This is a genomic window from Agrobacterium sp. 22-214-1, assembly GCF_053522465.1.
In genome coordinates this window covers 133,694-152,062 of the sequence record NZ_JBNWCK010000003.1, presented here as the reverse complement: position 1 = coordinate 152,062, position 18,369 = coordinate 133,694, and the positions used below count along the sequence as shown (strand labels likewise).

At 60.5% G+C, this 18,369-nt stretch carries 18 protein-coding genes; 12 read left to right on the top strand and 6 right to left on the bottom strand.

Annotation, left to right across the window (positions count from 1 at the left end; all coding sequences use genetic code 11):
- Positions 1-93: 93 nt before the first annotated feature.
- The 6 genes from ACQZ5G_RS13720 (at position 94) to ACQZ5G_RS13695 (ending at position 6,860) form a co-directional block, all read left to right on the top strand.
- Positions 94-1,608: an amino acid permease gene (locus tag ACQZ5G_RS13720; RefSeq protein WP_003522809.1), complete on the top strand. Its 1,515-nt coding sequence runs from the start codon at positions 94-96 to the stop codon at positions 1,606-1,608.
- Positions 1,609-1,672: 64 nt separating this feature from the next.
- Entirely contained in the window at positions 1,673-3,040 is a 1,368-nt protein-coding gene (locus tag ACQZ5G_RS13715) for a glutamine synthetase family protein (protein ID WP_425672901.1), read from the top strand.
- An 18-nt stretch (positions 3,041-3,058) separates the two neighbouring features.
- Positions 3,059-4,447 carry an aldehyde dehydrogenase family protein gene (locus ACQZ5G_RS13710; RefSeq protein WP_448736572.1) on the top strand — a complete coding sequence of 463 codons (1,389 nt, stop codon included), beginning with the start codon at positions 3,059-3,061 and terminating at the stop codon, positions 4,445-4,447.
- Positions 4,444-5,589: an iron-containing alcohol dehydrogenase gene (locus ACQZ5G_RS13705; RefSeq protein WP_003522806.1), complete on the top strand. Its 1,146-nt coding sequence runs from the start codon at positions 4,444-4,446 to the stop codon at positions 5,587-5,589. Before ACQZ5G_RS13710 ends, ACQZ5G_RS13705 begins: the two co-directional genes overlap by 4 nt.
- 18 nt (positions 5,590-5,607) lie before the next feature.
- Complete coding sequence (locus ACQZ5G_RS13700) at positions 5,608-5,982, top strand: hypothetical protein (RefSeq protein WP_035239423.1); 375 nt, start codon at positions 5,608-5,610, stop codon at positions 5,980-5,982.
- A 161-nt stretch (positions 5,983-6,143) separates the two neighbouring features.
- The gene (locus ACQZ5G_RS13695; RefSeq protein WP_448736573.1) at positions 6,144-6,860 is read left to right on the top strand and encodes an AAA family ATPase; all 717 of its coding nucleotides are present in this window, start codon (positions 6,144-6,146) and stop codon (positions 6,858-6,860) included.
- A 48-nt stretch (positions 6,861-6,908) separates the two neighbouring features.
- Here the strand turns inward: ACQZ5G_RS13695 and ACQZ5G_RS13690 are convergent, their stop codons facing one another.
- Positions 6,909-7,427 (bottom strand): Spy/CpxP family protein refolding chaperone, encoded by a 519-nt coding sequence (locus ACQZ5G_RS13690; protein WP_003522803.1) that lies wholly within the window; start codon positions 7,425-7,427, stop codon positions 6,909-6,911.
- Between the two features lie 57 nt (positions 7,428-7,484).
- On the opposite strand from ACQZ5G_RS13690, the gene ACQZ5G_RS13685 reads away from it, so the two are divergent.
- Genes ACQZ5G_RS13685 through ACQZ5G_RS13675 form a run of 3 tightly spaced genes read left to right on the top strand, consistent with a single transcriptional unit; the run spans position 7,485 to position 9,976 of the window.
- Positions 7,485-8,039, top strand: a complete 555-nt coding sequence (locus tag ACQZ5G_RS13685; protein WP_448736574.1) for a Crp/Fnr family transcriptional regulator — start codon at positions 7,485-7,487, stop codon at positions 8,037-8,039.
- Between the two features lie 37 nt (positions 8,040-8,076).
- Positions 8,077-8,724 (top strand): TetR/AcrR family transcriptional regulator, encoded by a 648-nt coding sequence (locus ACQZ5G_RS13680; RefSeq protein WP_448736575.1) that lies wholly within the window; start codon positions 8,077-8,079, stop codon positions 8,722-8,724.
- A gap of 46 nt (positions 8,725-8,770) precedes the next feature.
- On the top strand, positions 8,771-9,976 hold the full coding sequence (locus ACQZ5G_RS13675; protein WP_020813639.1) for an MFS transporter: 1,206 nt from the start codon (positions 8,771-8,773) through the stop codon (positions 9,974-9,976).
- A gap of 70 nt (positions 9,977-10,046) precedes the next feature.
- On the opposite strand, the gene ACQZ5G_RS13670 is transcribed toward ACQZ5G_RS13675, so the two are convergent.
- A complete protein-coding gene (locus tag ACQZ5G_RS13670; RefSeq protein ID WP_448736576.1) occupies positions 10,047-11,435 on the bottom strand; it encodes a L,D-transpeptidase family protein in 1,389 nt (462 codons plus the stop codon).
- 155 nt (positions 11,436-11,590) lie between these two features.
- Here ACQZ5G_RS13670 and ACQZ5G_RS13665 point away from each other — a divergent pair, with 155 nt between their 5' ends.
- The 3 genes from ACQZ5G_RS13665 (at position 11,591) to ACQZ5G_RS13655 (ending at position 13,270) form a co-directional block, all read left to right on the top strand.
- Positions 11,591-12,424 carry an aldose 1-epimerase family protein gene (locus tag ACQZ5G_RS13665; RefSeq protein WP_448736577.1) on the top strand — a complete coding sequence of 278 codons (834 nt, stop codon included), beginning with the start codon at positions 11,591-11,593 and terminating at the stop codon, positions 12,422-12,424.
- Between the two features lie 117 nt (positions 12,425-12,541).
- Complete coding sequence (locus tag ACQZ5G_RS13660; protein WP_003522797.1) at positions 12,542-12,880, top strand: protein tyrosine phosphatase family protein; 339 nt, start codon at positions 12,542-12,544, stop codon at positions 12,878-12,880.
- Positions 12,881-12,928: 48 nt separating this feature from the next.
- Positions 12,929-13,270, top strand: coding sequence for a RidA family protein (locus tag ACQZ5G_RS13655; protein ID WP_003494829.1), 342 nt, complete (start codon positions 12,929-12,931; stop codon positions 13,268-13,270).
- A 170-nt stretch (positions 13,271-13,440) separates the two neighbouring features.
- Here ACQZ5G_RS13655 and ACQZ5G_RS13650 read toward each other — a convergent pair whose 3' ends face one another.
- From ACQZ5G_RS13650 to ACQZ5G_RS13635, 4 genes are all read right to left on the bottom strand, one after another.
- Positions 13,441-14,193 (bottom strand): HugZ family pyridoxamine 5'-phosphate oxidase, encoded by a 753-nt coding sequence (locus ACQZ5G_RS13650; RefSeq protein ID WP_448736578.1) that lies wholly within the window; start codon positions 14,191-14,193, stop codon positions 13,441-13,443.
- A 189-nt stretch (positions 14,194-14,382) separates the two neighbouring features.
- Positions 14,383-16,035, bottom strand: a complete 1,653-nt coding sequence (locus tag ACQZ5G_RS13645) for a thiamine pyrophosphate-binding protein (protein WP_448736579.1) — start codon at positions 16,033-16,035, stop codon at positions 14,383-14,385.
- Positions 16,032-17,234: a succinate--glutarate CoA-transferase gene (gene caiB, locus ACQZ5G_RS13640; RefSeq protein WP_448736580.1), complete on the bottom strand. Its 1,203-nt coding sequence runs from the start codon at positions 17,232-17,234 to the stop codon at positions 16,032-16,034. Before caiB ends, ACQZ5G_RS13645 begins: the two co-directional genes overlap by 4 nt.
- Positions 17,235-17,334: 100 nt before the next feature.
- Entirely contained in the window at positions 17,335-18,285 is a 951-nt protein-coding gene (locus tag ACQZ5G_RS13635; RefSeq protein WP_448736581.1) for an alpha/beta hydrolase, read from the bottom strand.
- Positions 18,286-18,369 lie beyond the last annotated feature (84 nt).

The following is an 18,369-nucleotide window of genomic DNA, read 5'->3' as shown; positions in this document are numbered from 1 at the left end:
ACGCGGAAACCTTCCGCAGGTGCTGAAAACTGGGGCACAATCGGCCAATAACGGCTGACTGGCTTGTTTTTTTCTTATTCAGGAGAGAAGGGCATGGACAGTTCATCGTCAGGCGTCAGCTACAAGAAGGCTGATGCATCCTATTTCGAAAAACGCGGACTATCCCGTTATGCGGGCGTGTGGTCGCTCTGGTCGCTCGGCGTCGGCGCGGTCATTTCCGGGCATTTTTCCGGATGGAATTTCGGCTTTTCCACCGGCGGCTGGGGCGGCATGCTGGTGGCGGGCATCATCATCGCCATCATGTATCTCGGGCTGACATTTTCGATCGCGGAAATGAGCCCGGCATTGCCGCATACCGGTGCGGCCTATTCCTTTGCCCGCACGGCCATGGGGCCATGGGGCGGCTTCATCACCGGGCTTTGCGAGAATGTTGAATATGTGTTGACGCCGGCGGTCGTCGTCACCTTCATCACGGCCTATGTGAACTCCATTCTCGGCCTCGATCCCGCCTATTCACCCTTCGTATGGATAGCGTTTTACGCGATATTCCTTGCGCTCAATGTCTTCGGGCTTGAGCTTTCCTTCAAGGTGACGCTGGTCATCACGCTGATTTCGCTTGCCGTTCTGGTGTTTTTCTGGATCAGCGCCATTCCCAACATCGATTTTTCGCGTTTCGCGCTCAATATCGGTGTCGGACCTGACGGCAAGGCGGTGGAGCTGCCGGAGGGCGGCGGTTCCTTCTTCCCCTTCGGGTTCTCGGGCGTTCTCGCCACGCTGCCTTTCGCGGTCTGGCTGTTCCTCGCCATCGAGCAACTACCGCTGGCGGCGGAAGAATCGGTCGATCCCAAGCGTGACATGCCGAAGGGCATCATCCTCGGCATGGTGACGCTGATGGTTTCGGCCTTCATGATCGTGCTGCTCAACCCGTCCCTGCCGGGCGTCGGCGCCTTCCATCTCAGCTCCTCGCTTGAGCCGCTGCTCGATGGTTTCAAGGCGATCTATGGCGATGGCGGCGTGGTGGTGCTCGGTCTCGTTGCGCTTACCGGCCTGATCGCCAGCTTCCATACGATCCTCTACGCGCAGGGCCGGCAGATCTATTCGCTGTCGCGTGCGGGTTACTTCCCGACCGTGCTGTCGATCACCCATTCCAAGTATCGCACGCCATACGTTGCCAACATCACCGGCGCGATTGTCGGCTTGGCGGTCATGCTCGTCATCTGGTTCGCGCTGGGTGCGGAACAGGGCGGCAGCATCATCGGCAGCGTGCTTTTGAACATGGCCGTGTTCGGTGCGATGTTCTCCTACATCATGCAGGCGATTTCCTTCATTCTGCTCAGGAAGAACCTGCCGCATATCGAGCGGCCGTTCCGTTCGCCCTTCGGCATTCCGGGCGCGGTGCTGACGGTCATCATCGCCATCGTCACGCTGCTTTACCAGATCCAGGATCCGAACTTCACCAAGGGCGTGCTCTGGGTTGCCGTCTGGTTCGCCGTGGCAATCGCCTACTTCGCCTTTGTCGGACGCCACCGCCTCATCCTGTCGCCGGAAGAGGAATTCGCGCTGGAGCACAAGCAGGCTGCGGTTGCCGCAGCGGCTGCAAAGGCCTGATGCTCAAACAAACGGGCGGCCGCATCCCGGCCGCCCGGCCACGACAATAAAGGGAACGGACAAAATGACGAGCTACACATTCGACGCGCTTAAAATGGATGTCGCCGAGGGGCGCATCGACACGGTTCTGGCCTGCCTTGTCGACATGCAGGGGCGTCTGATGGGCAAACGGTTCCAGGCGGAGTTCTTCGTTGAAAGCGCCTTTGAGGAAACCCATAGCTGCAATTACGTGCTTGCCACCGACATGGAGATGGAAACCGTTCCCGGCTACAAATCCTCCAGCTGGGAAAAGGGTTATGGCGACTATGTGCTGAAACCCGATCTTTCGACGCTGCGGCGCGTGCCGTGGCTGGAAGGCACGGCGCTGGTGTTGTGCGATGTGCTCGATCATCACACCCATGAAGAAGTGCCGCATTCGCCGCGCGCGCTCTTGAAAAAGCAGGTGGCGCGGCTGGAGGCCATGGGGCTGAAGGCCTATATGGCGACCGAACTGGAATTCTTCCTGTTCGACCAGACCTTCGATGCGGCGCGCGCCAACGGCTACAAGGGTCTGAACCTCGCCAGCGGCTATAATGAGGATTACCATATCTTCCAGACGACCAAGGAAGAGGATGTCATGCGGGCGCTGCGCAAAGGCCTGCAGGGCGCCGGCATTCCGGTCGAAAACTCCAAGGGCGAAGCGTCCGCAGGTCAGGCGGAAATCAACGTGCGTTATGCCGATGCGCTGACCATGGCCGACAGGCACGCCATCATCAAGAACGCCACCAAGGAAATCGCGTGGTCCAAGGGCAAGGCGGTGACGTTCCTCGCCAAGTGGAACTACAACGCCGCCGGCAGCTCCTCGCATATTCACCAGTCGCTGTGGAGCGTCGACGGCAAGACGCCCGCTTTCCTCGACAAAGACGCCAAGCACGGCATGTCGGAACTGATGCGGCACTATGTTGCCGGGCTTCTCGCCCATGCCAGCGAGATCACGTATTTTCTGGCCCCCTATATCAATTCCTACAAGCGGTTCATGGCGGGCACCTTTGCGCCCACCAAGGCGATCTGGAGCCTCGACAACCGCACGGCGGGATATCGCCTCTGCGGCGAAGGCACCAAGGGTATCCGTATCGAATGCCGCGTCGGCGGCTCCGATCTCAATCCCTATCTCGCGATGGCTGCTCTTCTTGCGGCGGGCATTGACGGCATCGAAAATAAACTTGAACTTGAACCCGCTTTTGTCGGTGACGCCTATGGCGGCAAGGATGTGCGCGAGATACCCAAGACCCTGCGTGACGCCACTGCCTTTCTGGACGGATCGAAAATGCTGCGCAACGCCTTTGGCGACGATGTGATCGATCATTACGTCCATGCCGGACGATGGGAGCAGGAAGAATACGACCGCCGCGTGACCGACTGGGAAGTGGCGCGCGGTTTCGAACGAGCCTAATCATTACGGGAAAACATCATGACCATGATCCAGAATATCTCGCCCATCGATGGCTCGGTTTATGCCGAGCGGGAGGCGATGTCGCTGGAGGCGGCGCGCGCCGCCGTTTCGAAAGCGCGCAAGGCGCAAAAGGACTGGGCGCGGCGTCCGCTTGAGGACCGCGTTCAGCTGGTTCTGAAGGGTGTCGCCCGCCTCAATGAAATGGTGGCGGAGGTGGTGCCCGAACTGGCGCATATGATGGGCCGTCCGGTGCGTTATGGCGGCGAATTCAAGGGATTCAACGAACGCTCCAACTATGTCGCCTCCATCGCCGCCGATGCGCTGGCGCCGCTCGTCATCGAGGAAAGCGGCAATTTCGAACGTCGCATCGAGCGCGAGGCGCATGGCGTGGTCTTCGTCATTGCGCCTTGGAATTATCCTTACATGACGGCGATCAACACCGTCGCACCCGCCTTGATGGCCGGCAATACGGTCGTCATCAAACATGCGGCGCAGACGCTGCTGGTGGGCGAGCGCATGGTGCGGGCCTTCGTAGAGGCTGGCGTACCTGACGATGTCTTCATCAATGTCTTCCTCGACCATGGCACGACCTCGGCGCTGATCTCCGAGGGCCTATTCAATTTTGTCAATTTCACCGGTTCGGTGGAAGGCGGCCGCGCCATCGAGCGCGCCGCGGCCGGCACCTTCACCGGCCTCGGGCTTGAACTCGGCGGCAAGGACCCCGGCTACGTGATGGAGGACGCCGATCTCGACGCCGCCGTCGATACGCTGATGGATGGCGCCACCTATAATTCCGGGCAATGCTGCTGCGGCATCGAGCGCATCTACGTCAATGAAAACCTCTATGACGCCTTCGTCGAGAAATCGGTGGCGTGGGTGTCCAACTACAAGCTCGGTAACCCGCTGGAGCAGGAAACGACGCTCGGGCCGATGGCCAACAAGCGGTTTGCCAAGGTGGTGCGGGCGCAGATTGCCGACGCCGTTGCCAAGGGCGCCAAGGCGCTGGTCGATCCGAAGCTTTTCCCCGCCGATGACGGCGAGAGCGCTTATGTCGCGCCGCAAGTGCTCGTCAATGTCGATCATTCGATGGAGTTCATGACCGAAGAAACCTTCGGCCCGGCCGTCGGCATCATGAAAGTGAAGAATGACGACGAAGCCATCGCGCTGATGAATGACAGCAAATATGGTCTCACCGCCTCGCTGTGGACGCAGGATGCCGCCCGCGCCGGGCGCGTCGGCCGCGAAATCGAAACCGGCACCGTGTTCATGAACCGCGCGGATTATCTCGACCCCGCCCTTTGCTGGACCGGCGTCAAGGAAACCGGCCGTGGCGGCTCGCTCTCCGTCCTCGGTTTCCAGAACCTGACCCGACCGAAATCCTACCATCTGAAGAAAGTCACGAAATGAATATCGTCGCCAACTGGAGCTACCCCACCGCCGTCAAGCTTGGCCGTGGCCGGATCAAGGAACTGGCGGAAGCCTGCAAGACGCTCGGCATCAAGAAGCCGCTGCTCGTTACGGATCGCGGCCTTGCCAATATGGCGATCACCGCGCATGCGCTCGATGTGCTGGAAGAGGCGGGTCTCGGCCGGGCGATCTTTGCCGAGGTCGATCCCAATCCCAACGAGATCAACATGGAAGCCGGCGTGAAAGCCTATCGCGATGGCGGCCATGACGGCGTCGTCGCCTTCGGCGGCGGCTCGGGCCTCGATCTCGGCAAGACCATCGCCTTCATGGCCGGGCAGACGCGCCCGGTCTGGGATTTCGAGGATATCGGCGACTGGTGGACACGGGCGGATGCCGCCAAGATCGCCCCCATCGTCGCCGTGCCCACGACGGCGGGCACCGGTTCGGAAGTCGGCCGCGCCAGCGTCATCACCAATTCGCAGACCCATGTGAAGAAGATCATCTTCCATCCGAAGCTTTTGCCCGGCGTCGTCATCTGCGATCCGGAACTGACGGTTGGCATGCCGAAGGTCATCACGGCGGGCACGGGCATGGATGCCTTTGCCCATTGCCTCGAGGCCTATTCGTCGCCGTTCTTCCATCCGATGAGCGCCGGTGTGGCGCTGGAGGGCCTGCGTCTCGTCAAGGAATTCCTGCCGCGCGCCTATAGGGACGGTACGGATATCGAGGCGCGCACCAATATGATGGCGGCGGCGGCGATGGGGGCGGTCGCCTTCCAGAAGGGTCTCGGCGCCATTCACTCGCTCTCTCACCCGATCGGTGCGGTCTACAACACCCATCACGGCATGACCAACGCCGTCGTCATGCCGGCGGTGCTGCGCTTCAATCGCCCCGCCATCGAAGACAAGATTGCCCGCGCGGCCGCCTATCTCGGCATTTCCGGCGGCTTCGACGGCTTTTATGACTATGTGCTGGAGCTTCGCAGGGAACTCGGCGTGCCGGAAAACCTGACCGCCATGGGCATCAAGCCGGATCGTATCGACGAGCTGGCGGCTGAAGCGATCAAGGATCCGAGCTGTGGTGGTAATCCGGTGCCGATGACGCTGGAGAATACGAAGAAGTTGTTCGAGGACTGCTTTTAAAGGATCGTTGTGGCAACCATGAGATTTTCAGCATTTTCGCCATTGCTGGCAGTGGCGTTCTTAAGTCTGCCTTTTGCGGCGCAGGCCGCTTCTTTTAAGGAGCTTTCCGGTCAGGGTTACAAAGTCGGAACCCTATCGAGCAACAAGGCGGGAATCCGGGGATGGAACTTGTCCAAGGGCTCCGACCGCTATTTTTGTGAAATGCGCGCGACCATGGCGTATTCCGGAAAGAATGGCATGGTATCCTTCACCAGCGCCGGACGCATGATCACGCTTGATCGTGCAACAGTTGAGAAAAGCCTGGGCAATTCCCTGAATTTGCCAAAGTACGAAGATCTCAAAGCCGGCCGCCTGCGCGCGGACGATGTGGGGGCCTGCCGAAAGCTGGCGTGATCAATCAGATGGCAGAAGCCCGCGACTTATCGCGGGCTTTTTGTTGTCCCTAAAAACGATCTTAGTCTTTTCTTAACCATGTTCGTTAAGGTTATGGAAAGCACCGTGATCGGCTCGGTGCGTGAATGAGCATGAAATGGCTCTGATCAATCGGGGATATCATGCCTGTCATTACTTTTGCCAACACCAAGGGCGGCGCCGGAAAAACCACTGCCGTGCTGCTTCTGGCAACCGAGCTCGCCCGCAGCGGTCACCGCGTGACGGTTCTGGATGCCGATCCGCAATTGTGGATTTCCCGCTGGCACGACTTGTCCGGCGAGATCGAAAACCTCTCGGTGATTTCGCATGTGACAATGGCTTCGCTTGAAGGCCATATTCGCGAGAATAAAACCAATACCGACTGTTTCATCATCGACCTGCCGGGCGCGAAAAGCCCGCTTCTGACCGTGGCGCTCGGCATTTCCGATCACGTGCTGATCCCGGTGCAGGGCTCAGCCATGGATGCGCGCGGCGCTGCCGAGGTTCTGGATCACATCGAATTCCTGAACCGCAAGATGGGCAAGGCTATCGCCCATTCCATCGTACTGACACGGGTCAACGCCATGGTGGCGACGCGCTCCCTGCTGCTCGTCAAAATGCTGCTGGCGGAAAAGAACGTCTCGGTGCTCAATACGCCGATTGTCGAGAGAGCGGCCTATCGCGACATTTTCGACTATGGCGGTACGCTCCTCTGTCTCGACAAGGACAAGGTCAGCAATATCGACAAGGCGGTGGAGAATGCGAAAGCCTTCGCCATTGAAGTCGTCGGCCTGCTACCGAAACGTCTTTTGCGGCTCGGCACGCAACCCGCGCGTCTTTTCACCCGCAAGGCCGCCTGAGAGCCGGAGCTGCCGCCAGGGCAGGAACCGGCTCCGTCCGCGTGCTCGTTAAGGCGCATAGCCGCGCAGCCTGTTGTAACGTGCGACCTGCTCCTTGGTCAGCAGCTTTACCGTTTCGAGATGAGCGGCAAGGTGGATGTATCTCAGTCTGGCGCGGCTTTCTTCAATACGGTCGAGTTGCGCTCGCAATTGATCCGCATCGATTGAGCCATTACGGAAGCCTGCATCCAGTGCCGCTTCGCCGGCGATCATTTGCCTGCCTTCTGTCGCAGCATCTTTCCGCATGGTTTGAAACAGCTGTTGGACGGCGGCGGCCTGCTCGGTCGTCAGCGCCAGTTCGGTCGCCATCTTGCTGACATGTGAGGGACCCGGCATACCGTTGAGATCGGCGGCTTTCGCAAAGCCCCATCCGCCTCCCTGTTCCAGTTCGGCAATATCTTCAGCCGACAGGCTCTTGATGGTTCGGCTCTGCTGGCCCGCATAGGGAGATTGGTGGAGATGCTGCTCTTCCCCGGCGGCGGAGAGGGGGAGAAGAGCGGTGAGGAAGACAAGAACCGTGGATTTCATGGGGCTACTCGGATTGTTGCGATCCCCTGAGCTTGTCAGCCGGCCCGTTTGCCGGACATGATAGAAATCATGTCGAGTTCGATTTTTGACCAGCTTCGCCCGAAGGCGTCCGTGTCCAGATCCTTTGAAAAAGGCGAATACCTTTTTCATCAAGGCGATTCCATTCATGTGCTGGCGCTGGTGGTCGAGGGCTATATCCATCTGATGCGGTTTCAGGAGGATGGACATAGTGCCGTGTTGCAACGGGCAGGGCCGATGACGGTTCTTGCCGAAGCCTCGGTGTTTTCGGAGAAATATCACTGCGACGCCATCGCCATGACAGCCGGACGTGCCTTGTTTGTGCCTATCGGCACGCTGCGGCAATTGCTGGAACGCGAACCTGCATTCGCACTCGAATGGATAAATCATATCTCCGGCGAGCTAAAAAAGGTCAGGACGCGGGCGGAAATATTGGCGCTGCGCTCGGTTGGCGCGCGGCTCGATGCCTGGATCACCGTCAATGAAGGTCTGCTTCCGCCCAAGGGGCAATGGAAGAGCCTCGCTGCTGAAATAGGCGTTTCTCCCGAGGCGTTGTATCGGGAAATAGCCAGGCGCCCGGCTTCATCGCGCTAGTTCGTACAGAGGATAAAATTATTCGCTTGATTTGGAAATGATCGTTTCCTATATTCCGACCATGAGCAATATCAACCACACCAATTCACCGGAACAGCGCCATCGCGGCAGGCCGCGCGAGTTTGACGTCGACCGTGCGCTCGATGGGGCGATCCGCGTTTTTTCGCGACGCGGTTATCACGCCACCTCCGTCGGTGATCTCACCGATGCGATGGAACTGGCGCAGGGCAGTCTTTACAAGGCTTTCAAGGACAAGAAGGCCATCTTCATCGCCACGATGGAACGCTACAGGATCGTGCAGACCGAGCGTTTCGAAGCGGCGGTGGCCGGTTTCGATACCGGTTATGAGCGCGTTAGGGCAGGCCTGATGTTCTATGCGGAACGGTCGCATGGCGGTGTCGGTTCCGATGGATGTCTGGTGGTTGGTGCTGCTGCCGATCTGGCGGCGCTGGATGACGATATTGCAATCGTGGTCGAGCGGGCCGTGAAGGCGAGGGAGCGAATTGTCGCCCGCCTCGTTGCCGAAGGGAAGAAGGATGGTTCCGTGCGTTCGAAGGCCGATCCTGACGATCTCGCCCGGGCGATGCTGTGCATGATGTACGGCATGCGCGTGGTGGGAAAGACGGGGCGCAGCCTTAAAGACATGGTGGCCGTGGTGGATATCGCCATGAAGCTTGCCGATTGATTTTGTGACTATTTAGGAAACGATTGTTTCCATATTGGAGAAAATGATGACGACGCGTGTAATTGAAGGGGATGATGTCGAGGCAACATCCATTTCCCCGGCTTTGACGTTCCTCTTGGCGACAGCCTGCGGACTGATTGCCGCCAATCTTTATTATGGCCAGCCGCTGGCCGGCATCATCGGGGCGGAGCTTGGTCTTTCTGCCGGTGCGACGGGGCTGATCGTGACCCTGACCCAGATCGGTTATGGTATCGGTCTGCTGTTTGTCGTGCCGCTCGGCGATCTCGTTGAAAACCGCAAGCTGGTGGTCAGCGCCGTTGCGATGGCGGTGCTTTCCCTTGTGGCGGCGGCATTCGCGCCGCATGCGGCCCCGTTTCTGATTGCGGCCTTTCTGGTCGGCGTCAGTTCCGTGGCGGTGCAGGTCATCGTTCCCTATGCCGCCCATATGGCGCCGCACGCCATTCGCGGGCGGGTGGTCGGCAATGTCATGAGCGGGCTGATGGCCGGCATCATGCTGGCGCGGCCGGTTTCCAGCCTTCTGTCGGAAGTGGTGTCCTGGCGCGGTGTGTTTCTGACCTCGGCGGCCGTCATGGCGCTTCTTGCCGTGGTGCTTTTCCGGCTTCTGCCTGCCCGTATGCCCGATGCCCGGCTGAGCTACGGCGCATTGATGGCCTCGATGGGCCGGCTGGCGCTGCACACGCCGATCCTGCGGCGGCGGGCGATCTATCACGCCTTCCTGTTTGCGGCCTTCAGCCTGTTCTGGACCACCACGCCGCTTTATCTGAGCGGGCCGCATTTCAATCTGAGCCAGGGTGAGATCGCGCTTTTCGCGCTGGCCGGTGCGGCGGGCACCGTGGCTGCGCCGATTGCCGGGCGGATGGCGGATCGTGGCTGGACGCGTGCGGCCACCTTCTTTGCCCTGGTGGCTGTGGCGCTCTCCTTCGCCGTCACGCATCTTGCGCCCGAAGGCTCGCATCTGGCGCTCGCCATTCTGGTCGTCGCCGCCATCGTTCTGGATTTCGGCGTCACCACCAATCTGGTGCTTGGCCAGCGTGCCATCTTCACGCTCGGAGCGGAATTCCGCAGCCGCCTGAACGGCATCTATATGGCGACATTCTTCATGGGCGGTGCAATCGGTTCCGCCGTCGGCGGCTGGGCCTATGCCGTCGGCGAATGGCAAGCCGCCTCGTGGATCGGCTTCGCCTTGCCGGTGGCAGCCCTGCTTTATTTCCTCACGGAAAAACGGGACTGAAACGCCATTAAATGAAAAAAAGCCCGGCGAACCAAACCGCCGGGCTTTTTCTTTTTTCTTTCGGTCGATCCTATTCCGCGAATTCGACCACCACGCCGGGGCGGACCATTTTTGCCAGTTCGGTCGCATCCCAGTTGGTCAGGCGAATACAGCCGTGGCTGTTGGTCTTGCCGATCTTCGAGGGTTCCGGCGTGCCGTGAATGCCATAGGTCGGCTTCGACAGGGCAATCCAGACCGTGCCGACCGGGCCGTTCGGACCCGGGGGAATCTGCAGGATCTTGTCGTTCTGGCCCTGCTTGAAGTTGATCTTCGGATTATAGGTGTAGCCGGGATTGAGCGCGATGCGCTCCACCGTGTGCGTGCCGCTTGGCGAGGGCGTATCCGTGGAACCGATGGTGGCGGGATAGGCGGCGATCAGATTGCCGTCCTGACCATAGGCGAAGACCTGCTTGATGCCCTTATGCGCGACGATGCGGGCCACCTGTCCCTTTTTCGTCTCGCCCGGATTGACGACCTTGATGATGGTGCCGGGAACGGAAAAATCGATGCCGGGGTTCAGTTCCTTCAGATAGTTCTCATCCATGTGGAAGCGTTCGGCGAGCGCTTCCGAAGTCGAGGTGAAGGAGAGGGCAGGCAGCTGCGACTTCTCGGCATAGTCGTCCGGGATGGAGGCGACATAGGGGCCGGCGGCGTCGGCGGCGGTAATGGTGTAATCGACGATCGGCATGCCGCCGGAAGCGCGCAGACGCTCCAGAATGTCATCGGAATTGTTGGGGTCGAGCTTTTCGCCGGTCATGTCCTGCCAGGCGGCAATCGCCTTGTTGACGTTGTCGCCCATCTTGCCGTCGATCACGCCGGGCGAGATGCCTTCACGGTCGAGGAATGTCTGGAGCGCGACGATTTCCTGGCGCGAGCGATTGACCGGCGTTGTTACCGGCGTATGGCGCTCGATCAGGTGGTCCGGCTGCGGAACGGCGGCCGTGGTGCTTTCGCCCGGCATCGGCTGGCCGAGCGGGCCGCTTTCCACCGCACCGGGTGCGGGAACGGAGCCGGTATAGAAATTTTCGTCGGAACCATCGCCGCGATATTCGCGGTAATCGCGCACGCTGCCATTGTCCTGATAGCCGTAGTCGCGTTGCGGTTCACGATACTGGCCGCCGGGGGCGGGCGGATAATAGGTGGTGTCGCGCTGGCGTGCCTGTTGCCGCTGCTGGTAGCCGGAGGGCATTTCGGTGGCGAGGAGATTGCCGTACTGGTCGTAAAACACCGTGCGTCCCATGGAATCGCGGCTGATGACGATATCGCCGCGCTCCGGCATGAAGTCGAGCACACGACCATCAGGGGTCACCAGCATTGTCCGCTGATCGCCATAACGCTGCTGCGCGCCAGCCTGTAGCGGGGCGATAGCTGCCGCCAGCGCGACTGTCAGACCCAGAGCTGCGTTAAGAAACTGTTTCACGATTCTGCTATCCCTTGCTTGTTCACCGATAAACACACCGCAATCTTGACCCTATTGTGAAAAAGGTGAATTCGCGGTTAATGCAATCTTAATTTCCGTCACGGTTAGTAGCGTTTCCGTGAAGCATGCGTTTTTAGGGTCACAGGGAGGTTATCTTGCGTTCGTTTCAGGCTGGCAGATCGCCGCGCATTTTCCTCGATGAAACCTCCGTTTTCGATATCGGCGCCTGCGTTGTCGATGGCATCGACATCGCGCCCGGCCGCGCCATTCCCGACGATGGCGATGCGCGCATCGACCACTCTCTGGAAGGCTTTCTGTTCACCTGCGGCCCCGACCATATCCGCCATCCCGAACCGATCGATGGCGACGGTGAGGGACGTCGATATCCGCTGCATGGGTCCTTTTCCTCGCATCCCGCGACGGTCATTGCGTTCGATGTTCACGAGTCCAATGCATTGGCGCGCGTCGAGGTTCCCGTGAAGCTTGCCGATGGCGGCACGGCCCTTCTCGAACGGACATGGCGTATCGACGGGGAAAGCGGCGAGGTCAGCCTCGATGATAAGATCGTCAACACGTCCGAGCGGCCCATCCCGGTGTTCCTGATGTATCATATGAATGTCGGCGCGCGCCTCTTCGACGACGCCGTGCGGCTTGAAGGCGCGATGTTGGATGGTGGCGGCCACGGCTGGCGTTTCGGCGAAGAGCCGGGCACCGTTTTCTGCGTTCCCGCCGGTGATGACGAGTGGGCTTCGCTCGCGCTCGGACCGATTGCGGCCATCGGCGGGAAGACGCTGACCGTGCGTTTTCGCACGGAAACGCTGCCCTATCTGCAGATGTGGCGCAACCAGCAGGCGCCCGCCAATGTGCTCGGCATCGAGCCGGTTTCGCATCGCTGGGTGGGGCGGAGCGAGCTTGAGGCGGCCGGCGAGTTCAATATTCTCCAGCCGGGCGAAAGCCGTTCCTTCGGCCTGCGCTTTTCCATCCTCTGAGCCGTACCGAATGAAGATGCCCCGTCATTGACGCAGGGGTTTTGACCGCTTACATCGGATGCGGATTTCAAGGATGACAGCCAGCGGCGCGGACGCCGGTTTCAGCGGAGGCATAAGATGGATATCAGGCGCATAGACGACGAATATTCGGTAACGGGACAGATCAGCGTCGCCGATCTCGACGAGATCAAGGCGCTCGGCTTCAAGTCGATCGTCTGCCACCGCCCTGACGGCGAAGAAGACGGCCAGCCGCTTTTCGCCGATATTGCCGAGCGTGCCGAACAGCTTGGCCTCACCATCATGCATGTGCCGGTCGGCCGTTACGGCGTCGATGCGGATGCCGTTGCCGGCATGGTGGATGCGCTGGACGAATTGCAGCGCCCGATGCTCGGCTATTGCCGTTCCGGTGCGCGCTCGACGGCGATCTACGAAAAGACCCATCACCTGCGCGGCTGATTTTCCGCGCATCTTTCTATTTTAAATGCCAATCAACAGGAGTTTTCCATGACCATCAAGCGTATCGAGCCGGGCAAGCGCATGAGCGGCGCCGTCGTTCACGGCAACACCGTTTATCTGGCCGGCCAGGTTGGCGAAGGCACGAGCGTTACGGAACAGAGCAAGTCCGCTCTCGCTGAAGTCGATCGCCTGCTGGCCGCTGCGGGTTCGGACAAGTCGAAGATCCTGCAGACCATCATCTACCTCTCCGACATGTCCACCTTCGGCGAAATGAACGCCGTCTGGGAAGGCTGGATCGACCCGGCAAACCCGCCGGCCCGCGCCACCAGCGGCGCACCATTGGCGACGCCGGACTACAAGGTCGAGTTCATCGTGACCGCTGCCCTCTGAGCATCCGTCTGAGTTTTTAAGAAAAGGCCGGGTCGCGGAAAGCGGCCCGGCCTTTTTTGATGAGAAAATTCGAAACGTTCGTTTCGTCATCCTTGGGACAGGCCCGAGTATGACGGAGGAGAGGGGATTGTCCCAGGTTTGTGAATCGCTTGGAAACTTCACTTCAAAAGCTAGGCAAGCGCCTTCTCAAATTGCTTCAACGTCGTCACCCGCTCCGCAAACCACAGCCGTGCCAGATCGCTGGCCGATGCGAGATCGATGCCATCCGGGTCGATGGAGGTGATCGTCCAGCGGCCAGTCTTTGCGCCGGCGAGAACGGCGAGCCGGGATGCTTCGCCCTTGATGGCATTGAGGCGGATCGCTTCGCTTTCCGCGGCCGCCATCAGTTCGTCTGCGCCTGACAGATCGGTGAGCAGATCGGCCGGGGTGATGTTGCTGGCATTGCGGGCCGGGCCGCCATTGATCTGCACACCTTCTGTCCGCAACCGGTAAAGCCGCGTATCGGGAAGGGAGAGATAAAGTTTCGCTTTGGGGTAGCGGGCAATGTAGCGCGCGATGGCGAGCGGCACTTCATCCGGGCCGATTTGTTCCGCCTTGCCCACCAGAGTCAGCCGCGGCAGCGTCAGCGCATCTCCCTTGCCGAAGGGGGCGAGTGTCAGCGAGATGCGCGCGTCCGCCTCCATGTTGCGGGCATGTAGCGTCAACCCCGCCGCGAAGAAGAACGGCGTGCCGTCCGGTTCGATGCCGATATTGGTGGCGGTGGTATAGGGATATCCGCTGACGGGATCGAGGGTCGCAAGCGCTGCCGTGCGGGAAGTGTGCAAGACATCCCGGGCCACGCGCACGGCCTCGAAAGGCGCACCGGCCGAGGGCTCGATTTTTGCGCCGCGCGGGGTGATGACGGGAGAGGCTGCATCCGGCATGTCGTTTCCTGATCCAAAGGGCTGCTGGAAGAAGTGTGAGACCCCTCCTTCGTCATGCTCGGGCCTGTCCCGAGCAACTGCAACCGATGAACTTTACGATACGTGATTGGATCCTCGGGACAGGCCCGAGGATGACGTCTTGCTAGCGTCAGGATTTACACCATGCCGGAGCCGTGTCCATGCGTCATGTCAGCTTTTTGTCCTGATCTGTGTCAGGGTACGCGTCGGCGTGATCGCTTCGGCATCCAGCTTCACCTCGATAATGGCCGGCTTGCCGCTGGCCCGCGCCCGTTCGAAGGCGGCGGCGAAGTCTTGCGTTCTTTCCACCGTTTCGCCGTGGCCGCCATAGGCTTTGGCAAAGGCGTTGAAATCCGGATTGACAAGATCGGTGCCGCTGACACGGCCGGGATATTCCCGCTCCTGATGCATGCGGATCGTGCCGTAGGTGCCGTTATTGACCAGTACCGTGATGATCGGCAGGCCGTAACGCACGGCGGTGATGAATTCCTGTCCGTGCATCATGAAACAGCCGTCGCCGGCAAAGCAGATCACCTCACGCTCGGGGAACAGATGCTTGGCCGCGACGGCCGCCGGCAGGCCGTAACCCATCGAGCCTGATGTCGGGGCCGATTGTGTATTGTAGCGACGGAAACGGTGGAAGCGATGGACCCAGGTGGCATAGTTGCCGGCGCCATTGGTGAGGATCGCGTCCTCGGGCACATTGGCCTCGATCCAGTCCATGATCGGACCCATCTGCACCGCGCCGGGGCCGGTTTTCGGTGGGGTGGACCAGGTGAGATAGGCCGCATGCATGGCGGCGGTGCGATCGGCCCATGCGGCACTGCCGGAGATTGTGATGGAGGAGAGGGCGGCGATAAAATCGTCCGGTGCGGCGCAGATTGCCAGATCGGGACGGTAAACGCGGCCAAGCTCTTCGGCTTCCGGATAGATATGGACGAGTTTCTGCGACGGGTAGGGGATGTCGAGCAGCGTATAGCCGGAAGAGGGCATTTCGGAGAGGCGGCCGCCGAGCAGCACCACGAGATCTGCCTCCTTGATCTCCTTGGCCAGCGCCGGGTTGATGCCGATGCCGACATCGCCCGCATAGGAGGGGCTCAGGTGATCGAACAGCATCTGGCGGCGGAAGGAACAGCCGACGGGCAGCTTGTTGTTTTCCGCAAATGCCTTGAAGCCTGCGACGCTTTCCTCGGACCAGCGTGTGCCGCCGATGATGAAGACCGGGCGCTTCGCTTCGCCCAGCATTTTTGCGAAAGCGGCGATCTGTGACGGGCCGGGATGCGCTTCGACCGGAGTATAGGGCTTTGCTTCGGGCGCTTCGACCTCTTCCACCAGCATGTCTTCGGGTAGTGTCAGCACCACCGGGCCGGGGCGGCCGGAGGTGGCGACGGCAAAGGCGCGGGTGACGAATTCGGGGATGCGGCGCGCATCGTCGATCTCACCCACCCATTTGGCGAATTCGGTGAAGGCGCGGCGGTATTCCACTTCCTGAAACGCCTCGCGCTCACGCGCTTCGCGCTGCACCTGACCGATGAAGAGGATCATCGGAATGGAATCCTGCCTTGCGATGTGCAGGCCGGCCGAAGCGTTGGTTGCGCCCGGTCCGCGGGTTACCATGCAGATGCCGGGTTCGCCGGTCAGCCGGCCCCAGGTGTCGGCCATCATGGCGGCGCCGCCTTCCTGGCGGCAGACCACGGTTTCGATGCCGCTTTCATAAAGCGCATCCAGCACGGCGAGATAGCTTTCGCCCGGAACGCAGGAAACGCGGGAGACGCCATTGGCCTTCAGCGCTTCGACGATCAACTGTCCGCCTGTTCTCTTCATGGCGTCGTGGTCCTTTCGATATTTTCCAGTTCGGCCAGCACCTGCGCCTGATGTTCGCCGAGCTTGGGGCTCGGGCGTTCATAGCGCAGCGGCGTTTGCGACATGATAATGGGTGTGCGGACACCGGGGATGGCGGTGCCGTCTTCCGCCTCCAGATCGACGCGAAGGCCCCGCGCCTTCACCTGCGGGTCGGCGAACATTTCCTCGATGGAATTGATCGGTCCGGCCGGAACGGCGTTCTTTTCGCAGGCGGTCAGAAGATCGCGCTTCTGCCATTTCAGCGTTTCGGTGGAAACGATCTGCCGGACTTCCGCTTTGTGGGCCACGCGGGCCTTGTTCGTCGCGTAACGTTCGTCGTCGGCAATCGCGCCGATGCCGAGAATGGTGCAGAGGCGGCGGAACTGGCCGTCATTGCCGACCGCAAGGATCAGGAAGCCATCGGCCGTCGGCACCACCTCATAGGGGGAAATATTCGGATGGGCGTTGCCGAGCCGCACGGGCGGCTTGCCGGAAATCAGGTAATTCATGTTCTGGTTGGCAAGCACGGCCGATTGCACATCGAGAAGCGCCATGTCGATATGCTGGCCCTCGCCGGTGCGGATGGCGTGGATCAGGGCCGCCTGAATGGCTGACACGGAATAGATGCCGGTGAAGATATCCGCAACCGCCACGCCCGCCTTCATCGGCTGGCCGTCCGCTTCACCTGTTATCGACATGAAGCCGGACATGCCCTGCACTATATAATCGTATCCGGCGAGATCGGCATAAGGCCCGGTCTGGCCGAAGCCGGTGATGGAGCAATAGATCAGTTTCGGATTGAGCACTCTCAGGCTCTCGTAGTCGAGGCCATATTTGGCAAGCCCGCCGCGCTTGAAATTCTCGATGACGACATCGGCGGTGCGCACCAGCCGGCGCACCAGCTCGCAGCCTTCCGGTGTCTTCAGATCGGCGACGATGGAGCGTTTGCCGCGATTGGTGGCGTGATAATAGGCGGCGGAGAGGTTTTCTCCATCATCGCTTTCGACGAAAGGCGGTCCCCATGCGCGGGTATCGTCGCCGCCCTCGGGGTTTTCCACCTTGATGACGTCGGCACCCATGTCGGCCAGCATCTGCCCAGCCCAGGGACCGGCCAGAACACGCGCCAGCTCGATGACGCGAATGCCTGATAGCGGCGGTTTCCTGTTCGGCATGTCGGTCATCGGTCCCCCGGTATTTTGTGTCTGCCGGTTTATAGACCGCTGCTTGCCGCGTCGCATGTGATTTTATCTCATGGACTTATTCCGTTTCGGCAAAGGCCCCTCAATCGCCGACGACGCGGCCGCACCAGGCGGCGAAATCCGCCGCGACGGGCTGCCAGCCGATTTCGTTCAAGGTCTCGTGCCGCATGCCCTTGTAGATCGTGTGCTCGACATGGCTGAAGCCTGCCTCGCGGAAACGTTCCGCCAGCCAGACGATCTCCTTGCCGTCATTGGTGGCTTTGTCCTGATCGCCGCTGACGAGGAGAAGCGGCAAATTCTTGGGCAGGCGCTCGATGAGTTTCGGTGCGCGATAGGAGAGTTCGAAGACATCCTGCCACAGGGAAACGCTCGCTTCGAACTGGCAGAGCGGGTCTTCCACATAGGCGTCCACCGCCGCCCTGTCGTGGCTCAGCCAGTCGGCATGGGTGCGCCTTTCCGGCATTCGGGCATTCCACACGCGGAAGGTTGCCTTCGGCAGAATGGCGCTCGGCACATCCGAGCCTTTCAACATTTTTTCCAGCCGCAGAAGAACCTGTGCGACACGGCCCATGAGGCCGGGATTGAGGTTGGAATTCCAGATGGAGAGGCCGTCGAAGGCATCCGGATGGCTGACGGCGGTGTTCAGCGCCACGAGGCCGCCCATGGAATGGCCGAACAGGATTACCGGCAGGCCGGGATGCCTTTCGCCGACCATCCGGCGCATCGCCATGACATCGGCAACGACCTTTTCCGCACCGTCCTTCCAGCCAAAACGGCCGAGAGGCGCGTCCGCCGCTCTCGTGCGACCATGGCCGCGATGGTCGTGGGCATAGACTTCGAAACCCTGCTTCGACATCACATCCGCGAGCCGGCGATAACGGCCCGCGTGGTCAACCAGCCCGTGGCAGATCATCAGCACGCCGCGCGCCGGGGTAAGAGCGGAGGGCTGGTGGCGAAAGGCGATGGAAGCGCCGGAGGGGGCCTCCAGCCTCTGAATACGGCTGAAGGCCAAGTCGTCGGTCGTTTCATTCATGATCGCGCCTGTCCCTGCCATAACATCCCTTGTCATAATCATGGGGTCATAATCGTGCCAGAGGTTGCCCCAAGGTCCTATTTA

Bases quoted from the DNA above. Each gene is read 5' to 3' on its own strand.
- ACQZ5G_RS13720 (WP_003522809.1), top strand. From the start codon at position 94: ATGGACAGTTCATCGTCAGGCGTCAGCTACAAGAAGGCTGATGCATCC.
- ACQZ5G_RS13715 (WP_425672901.1), top strand. From the start codon at position 1,673: ATGACGAGCTACACATTCGACGCGCTTAAAATGGATGTCGCCGAGGGG.
- ACQZ5G_RS13710 (WP_448736572.1), top strand. From the start codon at position 3,059: ATGACCATGATCCAGAATATCTCGCCCATCGATGGCTCGGTTTATGCC.
- ACQZ5G_RS13705 (WP_003522806.1), top strand. From the start codon at position 4,444: ATGAATATCGTCGCCAACTGGAGCTACCCCACCGCCGTCAAGCTTGGC.
- ACQZ5G_RS13700 (WP_035239423.1), top strand. From the start codon at position 5,608: ATGAGATTTTCAGCATTTTCGCCATTGCTGGCAGTGGCGTTCTTAAGT.
- ACQZ5G_RS13695 (WP_448736573.1), top strand. From the start codon at position 6,144: ATGCCTGTCATTACTTTTGCCAACACCAAGGGCGGCGCCGGAAAAACC.
- ACQZ5G_RS13690 (WP_003522803.1), bottom strand. From the start codon at position 7,427: ATGAAATCCACGGTTCTTGTCTTCCTCACCGCTCTTCTCCCCCTCTCC.
- ACQZ5G_RS13685 (WP_448736574.1), top strand. From the start codon at position 7,485: ATGATAGAAATCATGTCGAGTTCGATTTTTGACCAGCTTCGCCCGAAG.
- ACQZ5G_RS13680 (WP_448736575.1), top strand. From the start codon at position 8,077: ATGATCGTTTCCTATATTCCGACCATGAGCAATATCAACCACACCAAT.
- ACQZ5G_RS13675 (WP_020813639.1), top strand. From the start codon at position 8,771: ATGACGACGCGTGTAATTGAAGGGGATGATGTCGAGGCAACATCCATT.
- ACQZ5G_RS13660 (WP_003522797.1), top strand. From the start codon at position 12,542: ATGGATATCAGGCGCATAGACGACGAATATTCGGTAACGGGACAGATC.
- ACQZ5G_RS13655 (WP_003494829.1), top strand. From the start codon at position 12,929: ATGACCATCAAGCGTATCGAGCCGGGCAAGCGCATGAGCGGCGCCGTC.
- ACQZ5G_RS13650 (WP_448736578.1), bottom strand. From the start codon at position 14,193: ATGCCGGATGCAGCCTCTCCCGTCATCACCCCGCGCGGCGCAAAAATC.
- ACQZ5G_RS13645 (WP_448736579.1), bottom strand. From the start codon at position 16,035: ATGAAGAGAACAGGCGGACAGTTGATCGTCGAAGCGCTGAAGGCCAAT.
- caiB (WP_448736580.1), bottom strand. From the start codon at position 17,234: ATGACCGACATGCCGAACAGGAAACCGCCGCTATCAGGCATTCGCGTC.
- ACQZ5G_RS13635 (WP_448736581.1), bottom strand. From the start codon at position 18,285: ATGAATGAAACGACCGACGACTTGGCCTTCAGCCGTATTCAGAGGCTG.